This is a genomic window from Pseudoxanthobacter sp. (genome assembly GCF_036822375.1).
In the GTDB taxonomy this organism is placed as follows: domain Bacteria; phylum Pseudomonadota; class Alphaproteobacteria; order Rhizobiales; family Segnochrobactraceae; genus Pseudoxanthobacter.
Window position 1 is genome coordinate 1 of the sequence record NZ_DAISHT010000115.1, and the last position, 11014, is coordinate 11014.

The following is an 11014-nucleotide window of genomic DNA, read 5'->3' on the forward strand; positions in this document are numbered from 1 at the left end:
GGCCGAACGGCTCGGGCAAGTCCACGCTGTCCTATGTGCTGGCCGGCCGCGACGGTTACGCGGTGACGGAGGGCAGCGCCACGCTGAACGGTGTGGACCTGCTGTCGCTGGAGCCGGAAGAGCGCGCCGCCGCCGGCGTGTTCCTTGCCCTGCAATACCCGGTCGAAATTCCCGGCGTTGCCAACATGACGTTCCTGAAGACCGCCCTTGCCGCCCAGCGCAAGGCCCGCGGCGAGGCGGAACTTTCGACTGCCGCCTTCATGAAAAAGGTGAAGACTGCGGCTGAAAAGCTTGGTATTTCACCGGAAATGCTGAAGCGCGGTGTCAATGTCGGGTTTTCCGGCGGCGAGAAGAAGCGCAACGAAATTCTACAGATGGCGGTGCTGGAGCCGAGCCTGTGCGTGCTGGACGAGACCGATTCCGGCCTCGATATCGATGCGCTGAAGGTGGTTTCGGAGGGCGTCAACGCACTGCGCGCGCCGGACCGCTCGATGCTGGTCATCACGCACTATCAGCGCCTGCTCGATCACATCGTGCCGGACGTGATCCATGTGCTGGCCCATGGCCGCATCGTGAAGAGCGGAGGGCGCGAACTGGCGCTGGAGCTTGAGGCCCGCGGCTATGCCGACTATGTCGGTCAGGCTGCGTGATGGGGGAGGATGCGATGACCATCGAGCCCCGCCGCCTGACGACGGCGGCCGAAACGGCGCTGGCGGTGCGCTTTGCCGCGCGCGATTTCAGCGGCGAGCCGGCCGCTCTGGCGGAGCGGCGCCGCGCCGCCTTTACCGCCTTCGGCGCAACCGGGCTGCCCAACAGGCGGGTTGAAGCCTATCGCTACACCGACCTGAAGGCGGCCCTGCCGGATCTGGCAGCCGCGCCGGCGGCCGCGGTCGTGCCGGCCGGCCGGGTGTGGGATTTCGGCGGCCTTGCCGCGCACCGGGCGGTGTTCGTCGACGGTCGCTTCGATGCCGGGCTGTCGGACCTTTCCGGGCTCGACGGTGCGGTGACCGTGCGGCGGCTTTCCGAGGCCGGCTTCGCCGGCGTCGGGACGCTTGCGGGCGAACTCTCCGGCACCGGCGGCGATCCGGTGGTGCAGCTCAACACGGCGCTGTTCGACGATGGCGTGGTGGTGGATGTCGCTGCGGGGGCGAGCGTTTCGCAGCCGCTGGCAATCGTGCATGTCGCTTCCGGTGCGCCGGTCTGCGGCTTCTCGCGCCATGTGGTGCGGGTGGGCGCGGGGGCCAGCGTGCGGGTGATCGAGCACCACAGCGGGCCGGACGGCGTTGCCTATCAGGCCAGCAGCCTTGTCGAACTCGACATTGCCCGGCAGGCGCGCGTGCTGTGGACCCGCCTGCAGGAAGACGGCCATCAGGCCGTGAGCCTCGGCGGCGCCGCGATCCGGCTCGGCGAGGGGGCGGAGCTGCAGTCGCTGTCGGTGGTGTTCGGCGGCCTGCTGTCGCGCAATCAGGGCGTCGTGCATTTTGCCGGCCCGCACGCCCGCGCGGTGTTCGAGACGGTGACGCTGGTCGATGGCCGGCGGCTGGCGGACGCCACGCTGACGGTCGATCACGATGTGCCGGACTGCACCAGCCGCGAACGCTTCCGCGCTGTCATCGACGATGCGGCGCGCTCGGTGGTGCAGGGCCGCATCGAGGTGGCGCAGGATGCTCAGCGCACCGACGGGCGGATGATGACGCAGGCTCTGGTGATCGGCGCGCAGGCCGAGGCGATCAACAAGCCGGAGCTGGAGATCTTCGCCGATGACGTGCAGTGCGCCCACGGGGCGACGTCCGGGCGGCTGGACGAGAACGCGGTGTTCTATCTGCGCTCGCGCGGGGTACCGAAGGCGGAGGCCGAGGCGCTGCTTCTGGAAGCGTTTCTGGCGGAATCCATCGAGAGCTTCGCCGACGAGGCGGTTGCCGCCGTGCTGTCGCAGCGCCTGCGGGCGCTGCTGGCCGGCCGCCGTGCCCGCGGCACCATCGGGGAGGCGGCATGATGAGCGACGCCGTTCTGCAGGCCCCCTACGATGTCGAGGCCGTGCGGGCCGATTTTCCGATCCTGTCGCGCACGGTCTACGGCAAGCCGCTGACCTATCTGGATAACGGGGCCTCCGCCCAGAAGCCGCAGGCGGTGCTGGACCGCATGATGCGGGCCTATACCGAGGAATATGCCAACGTTCACCGCGGGCTGCATTTCCTCTCCAACGCGGCGACGGATGCCTTCGAGGCAGCGCGCGAATCCGTGCGGCGGTATTTCAACGCCGCCTCGCACGAAGAGATCGTCTTCACCCGTTCGGCGACCGAGGCCATCAACCTCGTGGCATCGAGCTTTGCCGGACCGCAGGTCGGCGCGGGCGACGAGATCGTTCTGTCGGTGATGGAGCACCATTCCAACATCGTGCCCTGGCACTTCCTGCGCGAGCGCAGGGGCGCGGTGCTGAAGTGGGTGCCGGTGCGCGCCGACGACAGCTTCGATCTGGAAGCCTTCGCGCGCCTCATCGGGCCGCGCACGAAGATGGTGGCCGTGACCCACATGTCCAACGTGACCGGCACAGTGACGCCGGTTGCCGAGATCGTGCGCATCGCCCACGCCCGCGGCGTGCCGGTGCTGGTGGACGGCAGTCAGGGCGCCGTGCATCTGGATGTGGACGTGCAGGCGCTGGGCGTCGATTTTTATGTGGCGACCGGCCACAAGATCTACGGCCCGACCGGCATCGGCGTGCTCTTCGGCCGGCGCGATCTGCTCAACGCCATGCAGCCCTATCAGGGCGGCGGCGAAATGATCCGCACCGTCACGCAGGACGACGTCACCTATGGCGAGGCGCCGTTCCGCTTCGAGGCCGGCACGCCGCCCATCGTGCAGGCGATCGGCCTCGGCGCCGCGCTGGATTATGTGAGCGCGCTCGGCCGCGACCGCATCCGCGCCCATGAGGAGCACCTGCGCGCCTATGCGCACGAGCGCCTCGGCGCGCTCAATTTCGTGCGCATCTTCGGCCGTGCGCCGGAAAAAGGCGCCATCGTTTCCTTTGCCGTGGACGGCGCGCACGCCCACGACATTGCCACCATTCTCGACCGCGAGGGCGTCGCGGTGCGGGCCGGCACCCATTGCGCCATGCCGCTTCTGGAGCACTATGGCGTGACCGCGACCTGCCGGGCATCGTTCGCGCTTTACAACACGGTCGATGAAGTCGACCGGCTGGCAGCGGCGATCGAGAAGGCTCACCGGTTCTTCAGTTGACGGAGCGACGCGCAATGGACGACAGCGCAGGCACCCTCAGGGCGGACGAGGCGGCAGGCGGCGGCGACGGGCCGGCCGCCGGCGCCGTCGCGGCGGAAGCGGCAGCCGGACAGCCGCTTTCCGCGATTCCGCAGGAGGAACTGGAACGGCTGACGGACGACATCATTGCCGCCCTGAAGACCGTCTACGACCCGGAGATCCCGGCCGACATCTACGAACTCGGCCTGATCTACAAGATCGATGTCGACGACGACCGCACCGTGACCATCGACATGACGCTGACCGCCCCGGGCTGCCCGGTGGCCGGCGAAATGCCGGGGTGGGTGCAGAATGCCGTCGGCGCCGTGCAGGGCGTGGGCGATGTGAAGGTGAACATGGTGTTCGATCCGCCGTGGTCGACCGAGCGCATGTCGGAAGAGGCGCGCGTGGCGCTCGACTGGTACTGAGGGCCGGCCGGGTGCGGAGGCGGGGCGGGCTTGACAGCCCCCGCCTTTGAAACCACACGAGAAAGAAGCGCTAAACGGCGGATAAATCCGGCGTTTTTATTTTTTCCAGTTTCAGGGTGCGCCGGCCGGTGCCGCCCGGTGCAATCCTTGCAGGAGTGGTTCGGATGACGGTTCAGAGCGACGTTGCCACCACCCGCGCAGCCCGGCCGCGGCGCCGGATTCAGGTGATGAGCCTGACGGCGGCGGCCGAGGAGCGGGTGCGCGAAATTCTGGACAATGCCGACCTGCCGCACGGCGGGCTGCGCGTGGGCGTGCGTAACGGCGGCTGCGCCGGCATGTCCTACACCATGGATGTCGTTGCCGCCCCCGGTGCCGGCGATGAGGTGATCGCGTTCGAAGGCGGGCAGGTGTTCGTGGATCCGAAAGCGGTGCTGTTCCTGCTCGGCACGACGATGGACTTCCGCGTCACCAAGCTGTCGGCGACGTTTGCGTTCGACAATCCCAATCAGGTTTCGGCCTGCGGCTGCGGCGAGTCCGTGTCGCTGAAGGCCGCCGATCCGGGGGCGCTGGACGGCTGAACCGGAAGCCGCCGGCGGGGCCGGACCATGCTGGACGCCGGTTATCTGGACGATCTTTTCGCCGGTTTCGGGCGGGTTTCGGTGCGGCGCATGTTCGGCGGGCAGGGCGTGTTCGTCAGCGGGCTGATGGTGGCCATCGTCATCGGCGACGTGCTCTATGTGAAGGCGGATGCGGAGAGCGAGGCCCGCCACCGGGCGGCCGGCTGCGAGCCGTTCCGCTATGTCTCGTGGCTGAAGGCCGGCGGCACGCGCACCACCACGCTGTCTTACTGGCAGGTGCCGGAGGGGGCCGGCGACGATGCCGATGCCTTCCGGCCATGGGCCTCGGGCGCGGTTGCGGCCGCCATCCGGGCCGGACAGGCGGCGGAGGCCGCACGCGCGCGGCGCCGGGCCCGCCAGCGGCAGCCGGCAGCGGACCGGGCCGGCTGACAGGCGCGCAGGCCGCGGCGTCGCGAGGCGGCGGATTTTCGGGAGAGGCGGCTGCGCGCTCAGCGCGAGCGGCGCAGGTCCTGCTCAAAATCCGGGTCGGTTTCGCAGATCACCCGGTTGCCGCCGCTCCACTGGGCTTCCGAAAGGCAGCCGGCGGCGCGCGCCATCAGGGTGGCGGGGTTGTCGTCGTCGCTCAGTGCGGCAACGCCGAGCGAGAGCGACAGGCGCCCCAGCGCTTCTTCCGCCAGCCCGGCAACGACCATCTGCTGCCCGGCCGCGGCCCGGCGCAGGTGCTCGGCCACCGCCACCGCCTGACGCAGGTTGCTGTCGGGCAGCAGCACGGCAAAGGCCTCGGGCCCGTGGCGATAGACGATGCCGAGATCGCCGACGCAATCGACCAGCATCCGGCCCGCGGCCGCGGCGACATCGTCGGCCACCGGCTGGCCATGGGTGCGGCCCAGCTCGGCACAATGATCCACACCCGCCAGCAGCACCGCCAGCCGCCGTTCGCTTTCCAGCGCGCAGCGCGTGGCCGCCACGACCGCGCGGTCGAAGACCTCGCGCTCCGGCATCGGCTCGTTATCCGGCGGCATCGGCAGCGGGTCGGCCAGAACGGCGGCAAGGTCGCAGCGGTGGGCGGCAAGGGTGGCGGAGATATCGCGCACCACGCCTTCCGACTGCTCGATACGCTCGATGACGCTGACGATCTGCCCGGCGAAATCGTCGGCGCCGAGGGGGGCGCCGGAAAAGGCGGTCAGCACCGGTCCGCCGAGCGCATCGCGCAGGCGCTTCAGTACCTCGATGTCGCGTTCCAGTGTTTCCGCAAGGCTTTCCACGATGTCGGCCGCGGTTGCCATCTCGACGCGGGCGTCGGCCGTGCCGGCGCCGGGCAGAAGCGCGATCTCTTCCCGCACGCGGGTGATGGCGGAAAACGCTGCCTCCAGAGCCGGGTTCAGGCCGCCGTCGAAGGCATTCAGGCCGGCCTCGGATGACTGCCGCGGGACAGCGGACCGTTCGGCCGGAACCGGGCTGGCGCCTCTTTCCATCGGATGCTCCTTCGGCCTCGCCGGCACCGGAGGCGCCCGCGTTACCTGCTGCACGGCGGCTGTGGCCGCGCCGGCGGCAGCCGGCAGGCGCAGTCACACGATTCTGAGCAGGATGGTGGGCGAGAAAGTTTAAGGAGCCGTTGAAACGCGCCCGCCGCCCGCGCACCGGAACGGCGCGGGCGGCGGGACGGTTGCGGAAAGTGGGGCGGCGTGTTTATCCGGCCGCAGCCGGCGCCGGCTGCGGCAGGCGGGCGCCGGTCAGGGCGGCAACGCCGCGGCCATAGTCCGGGTCGACCTGCCAGAACAGCGCGACCTGCCGCTCCACGATGTCCTGCGGCACGCCGGCCATCGCCTCGGCGATGTTGTGGAACAGAGCCTCCTTCTGCGCCGGGCTCATGAGCCGGAACAGCGCGCGCGGCTGGCTGAAATCGTCGTTGCCGGCGCGGTGATCGTAGCGGCCGGCGGCACCGCTGAGCGGCAGCGGCGGCTCGGCAACGGCGGGATCCTGCACCGGTCCGCCGAACGAGTTCGGCTCATAATAGGCATCGGAGCCCTGCGGGGCATCGAAGCGCATCGCGCCATCGGCGTGGTAGGTGTGGACCGGGCAGCGCGGGCGGTTGACGGGCAGCATCTCGTAATGGGTGCCGACGCGGTAGCGGTGGGCATCGGCATAGGAAAAGATGCGGGCCTGCAGCATCTTGTCGGGCGAGAACGAGATCCCCGGCACGACGTTGGAGGGTGAGAAGGACGCCTGCTCGACCTCGGCGAAGTAGTTGTCCGGGTTGCGGTTCAGTTCGATATAGCCGACCTCGGTCACGGGAAAGTCGGCATGGGGCCAGACCTTGGTCAGGTCGAAGGGATTGAACGGCAGGGCTTCGGCCTCAGCCTCGGTCATGACCTGAATCTGAACGGTCCAGCGCGGAAACTCGCCCCGCTCGATGGCGCCGAACAGGTCGGCCTGCGAGCTCTCGCGGCTGGTGGCGACGAGCGCCTCCGCCTCGCGGTTGGTGAGGGTGCGGATGCCCTGCTGGGTCTTGAAGTGGAACTTCACCCACACCCGCTCGTTTGCGGCATTGATCAGCGAGTAGGTGTGCGAGCCGTAGCCGTTGATGTTGCGGAAGCCGGCCGGCAGGCCGCGATCGGAAAACAGGATCGTGACCTGATGCAGGCTCTCCGGCGAGAGCGACCAGAAATCCCACATCGCGGTGGGCGAGCGCATGTTGGTGTGCGGGTGGCGCTTCTGGGTGTGGATGAAATCGGGAAACTTCAGCGCATCGCGGATGAAGAACACCGGCGTGTTGTTGCCGACCAGATCCCAGTTGCCTTCCTCAGTATAGAACTTCAGCGCGAAGCCGCGCACGTCGCGCTCGGCATCGGCGGCTCCGCGCTCGCCGGCCACGGTTGAAAAGCGCAGCAGCAGCGGCGTTCTGGCCCCCGGCTGCAGGGCCTTTGCCCGGGTAAAGCGGCTGATGTCGCCGGTGACGACCAGTTCGCCGTAGGCGGCCGAGCCCTTGGCATGCACCACGCGCTCGGGAATGCGCTCGCGGTTCTGGTGGGCGAGCTTTTCGAGCAGCTGATAGTCCTGCATCAGCAGCGGGCCGCGCGGGCCGGCCGTGACGGAGTTCTGGTTGTCGGCGACAGCTGCGCCGGCGGTGGTGGTCAGGGTCGGGCGGGACATGGTTGTTTGCTCCCTTGTGTCCGGGTCGGGAGCGAAGATGCGCGCTGATTGCAAATGCGTCTAATTCGATTGCACGCCGGTCGCGATCAGATAATCTTATCGGATGGTCACGCTGCGACAGCTTCGCTATTTCGAGGCACTGGCCCGCCACGGCCATTTCGGCCGCGCGGCGGCGGAATGTGCCGTCACCCAGCCGGCCCTTTCCCAGCAAATCCGCGAGCTGGAAGCCTTTCTGGAAACGCCTCTGGTGGAGCGGCAGCCTTCCGGGCTGCGGCTGACGGAGGCCGGTGCGCGCTTTGCGGAAGGCGCGCGCACCGTTCTGGGCGATGTCGGTGCCCTCGTTGAATCGGTGCGCCATCGCGGGCCGGGGCTGGCGGGCACCCTGCGGCTCGGCATCATCCCTTCGGTCGCGCCCTATCTGCTGCCGGCGCTGCTGCCGCAGGTGCACCGGCGCTATCCCGCCCTCGATCTCGATGTGCGCGAGGCACTGACGCAGGCGCTGACGGAGGATCTCGCCGGCGGCCGCCTCGATGCGGTGGTGCTGGCGCTGCCGGTGGAGGCGGCGGGGCTGGAGGTTCTGCCGCTGTTCGACGACCGTTTTCTGCTGGCCGCGCCGCGCGCGCAGGTACCGGCCGGGCGGGGCGAGGCGCACCTTGCCGATCTGGCCGGCGAGCGGCTGCTGCTGCTGGAGGAAGGGCACTGCCTGCGCGAGCAGACGCTGACCTATTGCCGCCCGGCGGGCCCGGAGGTGCGCAATGCGCTGGGGGCCACCAGCCTGGCGACCATCGTGCAGATGGTGGCAAACGGCTACGGGGTCACGTTGCTGCCTGAAATGGCGGTCAGAAGTGAAATCGCCAGCGACCCGCGCATTGCCATCCTGCCCTTTGCCGCGCCGCAGCCGGGCCGGACGATTGCGCTGGCGTGGCGCAAATCGGCGCGGCGGGACAGAGACTTCCGCCTGCTCGCTCAGATGATCGGCGAAGTCTGCACGAGCGGCGAGGGGCAGCCGCAGGGCGACCTAAAGGCCACACCGGCGGCGTAACCCTGCGGGGAAGAGGCGTGGCCTGCCGGAAGCTTTTGCCCCCGGCGCCGGCGGGTGTTAAGGAGCGGCGTTCCGCCGGCCGGCTGGCCGTGCGCGAAAGGCCGGATTGTCATTGGGGCCGGGTGTTCGAAAGCATGAGTGGCGCGGTGGAAACGAAGCGCAGCAACCGGGCGGGCCGCATCCGCCCGCTCCGCCTTTCTGCGCTGGCAGGGGCTGCCGCGGTGGTCATGGGCACCGCCCCGGCCTTCATGGGCGCAGCCCCGGCCATGGCGCAGCTGACCCTCGGCGGCGCCGTCGATCCGGCCAATCCGCCGCCGATCCCCAAGGTGACACCCGCCCCGGCCGCGCCCCGCAAACCCGCTGCCCCCAAACCGGCCGCACCGGATGCCGCGACGCCCGCCCCGGGCGCAGCCGCGCCGCAGCCGGAGGCCGGTGCCGCAGCCGGGCCGCACACGCCGTCCGGCGATGTCATCAGCGCCACGCCGCCGGCACCGCCGGAGCAGCGGCTTTCCAATCCGGTTGCCGTGTTCTCCGGGCTCGACAAGATCACCGGCCGCATCATCTCCTTCGATGCCTACATCGACGAGACCGTGCAGTTCGGCGCGCTGCGGGTGACGCCGCGGGCCTGCTACACCCGGCCGGCCACCGAGACACCGCGCACCGACGCCTTTATCGAAGTCGACGAGATCACCCTCGACAACAAGGTGCGCCGCATCTTTACCGGCTGGATGTTTGCGGCCAGCCCCGGCCTCAACGCCGTTGACCATCCGATCTATGACGTGTGGCTGACCGACTGCCGCCTGTCCTCGCAGGTGCCGCCGCCGGACGGGTTCGACACCAGCCGCTTCACGACCGAAGGTCTGGATCTGATTCCGCGGCCGCAGGGCTGGGTGCCGGAGCCGCTGCCGAGACCCGACATGGCCGGCGCCGGCACGGACGCAGGCGATTCGGCCCCGGCGCCGGATTCCTCAGACCAGCCCGAGGACTGACAGCACGTCGGCGCCGCGGGTCTCCGCCGGCAGGCGAAAGAAATCGCCGATGCCGCCGAGCGCGGTATCGAGGCGGGCCTGATAATCCCGCCGGCCGATCTCGATGGCCCCGAACCCGGCGAGGTGGGGCGTCACGAACTGGGTGTCGAGCAGCGTGAAGCCGCCGGCCTTCAGCCGCGCCATGAGGTGGACGAGCGCGACCTTCGAGGCGTCGCGCTCGCGCGTGAACATGCTCTCGCCGCAGAAGGCCAGTCCCAGCCGGATGCCGTAGAGGCCGCCGACGAGGCGGCCGTCCTGCCAGCACTCCACCGTGTGGCAGTGGCCGATATCGTAGAGGTCGCGGTAGAGCCCGCGGATGCGCTCGCTGATCCACGTCTTGCGCCGGCCGGGCGCCGGGGCTGCGCAGCCGTCGATGACGGCATCGAAGTCGCTGTCGACGCGCACCTCGAACACATCCTGCCGCACGGTGCGCTGCAGGCGCTTCGCCACATGAAACGTTTCCATCGGCAGCACGCCGCGGCGTTCCGGCTCCACCCAGAAGAGACTCGGGTCGTCGGCCGACTCGGCCATCGGAAAGATGCCGCAGGCATAGGCCTTGAGCAGCACCTGCGGGGTGATCTGCAGGCCGGCGTCGTCACGCATGGCAAACCTCCCGAAAAGCAAAAATGCTCCAGAGCGGAACTCTGGAGCATTTCTCCGTGCAATGCACGTGCCGGGCCGGTCAGGCTGCGAATTCAGCGCGCTTCAGGAACGCTTCCAGCCAGTGGATGTCGTAGTTGCCGGCCACGATATCCGGGTCGTTCGCCAGCGCGCGGAACAGCGGCAGCGTGGTGTTGATGCCGTCGACCACGAACTCGTCGAGGCAGCGGCGCAGGCGGTTCAGGCACTCGTCGCGGGTGCGGCCGTGCACGATGAGCTTGCCGATCAGGCTGTCGTAATAGGGCGGGATCACATAGCCCTGATAGACGCCGGAATCGACGCGCACGCCGAGACCGCCCGGCGGGTGGAAATAGCTGATCCGCCCCGGCGAGGGGGTGAAGGTGCGGGCATTCTCGGCATTGATGCGGCATTCAATGGCATGACCGCTGAAATGTACGTCTTCCTGCGAGAAACCCAGCGTTTCGCCGGCGGCAACGCGGATCTGCTCGTTCACCAGATCGATGCGCGTCACCATTTCCGTCACCGGATGTTCCACCTGCAGGCGGGTATTCATCTCGATGAAGTAGAATTCCCCGTTCTCGTAGAGGAATTCGATGGTGCCGGCGCCCTCGTATTTCAGCTCGCGCATGGCGCGGGCCACACGCTCGCCGATGTGGGCGCGCTGCTCGGGGGTGATGGTGGGGGCAAGCGCCTCCTCCCACACCTTCTGGTGCCGGCGCTGCAGCGAGCAGTCACGCTCGCCCAGATGCACGGCGTTGCCCTTGCCGTCGCCGAACACCTGAATCTCGATGTGGCGCGGCTTGGCGAGGTAGCGTTCCAGATAGACCGCGTCGTCGCCGAAAGCGGCCTTGGCTTCCGAGCGGGCGGTGGAGAGGGCGTTGTCGAGGTCGTCCTCGGTCATCGCCACCT

11 protein-coding genes and 1 pseudogene are annotated in these 11014 nt (G+C 68.9%); 8 read left to right on the forward strand and 4 right to left on the reverse strand.

Annotation, left to right across the window (positions count from 1 at the left end; translation table 11 throughout):
• The 6 genes from sufC to V7067_RS11455 all read left to right on the forward strand — a co-directional run.
• Positions 1-650, forward strand: a 650-nt coding sequence (gene sufC, locus V7067_RS11430; RefSeq protein ID WP_334176033.1) for a Fe-S cluster assembly ATPase SufC, incomplete at its 5' end; no start/stop codon positions are given.
• Positions 651-664: 14 nt separating this feature from the next.
• Positions 665-1996: a Fe-S cluster assembly protein SufD gene (sufD, locus tag V7067_RS11435; protein WP_334176034.1), complete on the forward strand. Its 1332-nt coding sequence runs from the start codon at positions 665-667 to the stop codon at positions 1994-1996.
• Entirely contained in the window at positions 1996-3237 is a 1242-nt protein-coding gene (locus V7067_RS11440; RefSeq protein ID WP_334176035.1) for a cysteine desulfurase, read from the forward strand. Before sufD ends, V7067_RS11440 begins: the two co-directional genes overlap by 1 nt.
• A gap of 14 nt (positions 3238-3251) precedes the next feature.
• Complete coding sequence (locus tag V7067_RS11445) at positions 3252-3683, forward strand: SUF system Fe-S cluster assembly protein (protein WP_334176036.1); 432 nt, start codon at positions 3252-3254, stop codon at positions 3681-3683.
• 164 nt (positions 3684-3847) lie between these two features.
• Positions 3848-4261, forward strand: coding sequence for an iron-sulfur cluster assembly accessory protein (locus tag V7067_RS11450; RefSeq protein WP_334176037.1), 414 nt, complete (start codon positions 3848-3850; stop codon positions 4259-4261).
• A 27-nt stretch (positions 4262-4288) separates the two neighbouring features.
• Entirely contained in the window at positions 4289-4690 is a 402-nt protein-coding gene (locus tag V7067_RS11455; protein WP_334176038.1) for a TfoX/Sxy family protein, read from the forward strand.
• A 59-nt stretch (positions 4691-4749) separates the two neighbouring features.
• Here V7067_RS11455 and V7067_RS11460 read toward each other — a convergent pair whose 3' ends face one another.
• Both V7067_RS11460 and V7067_RS11465 read right to left on the reverse strand, forming a co-directional pair.
• Positions 4750-5736 carry a diguanylate cyclase gene (locus V7067_RS11460; protein WP_334176039.1) on the reverse strand — a complete coding sequence of 329 codons (987 nt, stop codon included), beginning with the start codon at positions 5734-5736 and terminating at the stop codon, positions 4750-4752.
• Between the two features lie 214 nt (positions 5737-5950).
• Entirely contained in the window at positions 5951-7414 is a 1464-nt protein-coding gene (locus tag V7067_RS11465; protein ID WP_334176040.1) for a catalase, read from the reverse strand.
• Positions 7415-7517: 103 nt separating this feature from the next.
• Here V7067_RS11465 and V7067_RS11470 point away from each other — a divergent pair, with 103 nt between their 5' ends.
• Positions 7518-8456 carry a hydrogen peroxide-inducible genes activator gene (locus V7067_RS11470; protein WP_334176041.1) on the forward strand — a complete coding sequence of 313 codons (939 nt, stop codon included), beginning with the start codon at positions 7518-7520 and terminating at the stop codon, positions 8454-8456.
• 134 nt (positions 8457-8590) lie between these two features.
• Positions 8591-9445: a DUF2155 domain-containing protein gene (locus V7067_RS11475; protein WP_334176042.1), complete on the forward strand. Its 855-nt coding sequence runs from the start codon at positions 8591-8593 to the stop codon at positions 9443-9445.
• Here the strand turns inward: V7067_RS11475 and aat are convergent.
• Positions 9425-10087, reverse strand: a complete 663-nt coding sequence (gene aat, locus V7067_RS11480; RefSeq protein ID WP_334176043.1) for a leucyl/phenylalanyl-tRNA--protein transferase — start codon at positions 10085-10087, stop codon at positions 9425-9427. The two genes, V7067_RS11475 and aat, sit on opposite strands and share 21 nt — an antisense overlap.
• 79 nt (positions 10088-10166) lie before the next feature.
• A pseudogene (locus tag V7067_RS11485) lies at positions 10167-11014 on the reverse strand (acetyl-CoA carboxylase biotin carboxylase subunit); the annotation flags it as partial.

What these genes read in the sequence shown, in the direction of transcription:
- aat (WP_334176043.1), bottom strand. Translation starts at nt 10,087, where the DNA reads ATGCGTGACGACGCCGGCCTGCAGATCACCCCGCAGGTGCTGCTCAAG.
- V7067_RS11460 (WP_334176039.1), bottom strand. Translation starts at nt 5,736, where the DNA reads ATGGAAAGAGGCGCCAGCCCGGTTCCGGCCGAACGGTCCGCTGTCCCG.
- V7067_RS11470 (WP_334176041.1), top strand. Translation starts at nt 7,518, where the DNA reads ATGGTCACGCTGCGACAGCTTCGCTATTTCGAGGCACTGGCCCGCCAC.
- V7067_RS11475 (WP_334176042.1), top strand. Translation starts at nt 8,591, where the DNA reads ATGAGTGGCGCGGTGGAAACGAAGCGCAGCAACCGGGCGGGCCGCATC.
- V7067_RS11465 (WP_334176040.1), bottom strand. Translation starts at nt 7,414, where the DNA reads ATGTCCCGCCCGACCCTGACCACCACCGCCGGCGCAGCTGTCGCCGAC.
- V7067_RS11440 (WP_334176035.1), top strand. Translation starts at nt 1,996, where the DNA reads ATGAGCGACGCCGTTCTGCAGGCCCCCTACGATGTCGAGGCCGTGCGG.
- sufD (WP_334176034.1), top strand. Translation starts at nt 665, where the DNA reads ATGACCATCGAGCCCCGCCGCCTGACGACGGCGGCCGAAACGGCGCTG.
- V7067_RS11445 (WP_334176036.1), top strand. Translation starts at nt 3,252, where the DNA reads ATGGACGACAGCGCAGGCACCCTCAGGGCGGACGAGGCGGCAGGCGGC.
- V7067_RS11450 (WP_334176037.1), top strand. Translation starts at nt 3,848, where the DNA reads ATGACGGTTCAGAGCGACGTTGCCACCACCCGCGCAGCCCGGCCGCGG.
- V7067_RS11455 (WP_334176038.1), top strand. Translation starts at nt 4,289, where the DNA reads ATGCTGGACGCCGGTTATCTGGACGATCTTTTCGCCGGTTTCGGGCGG.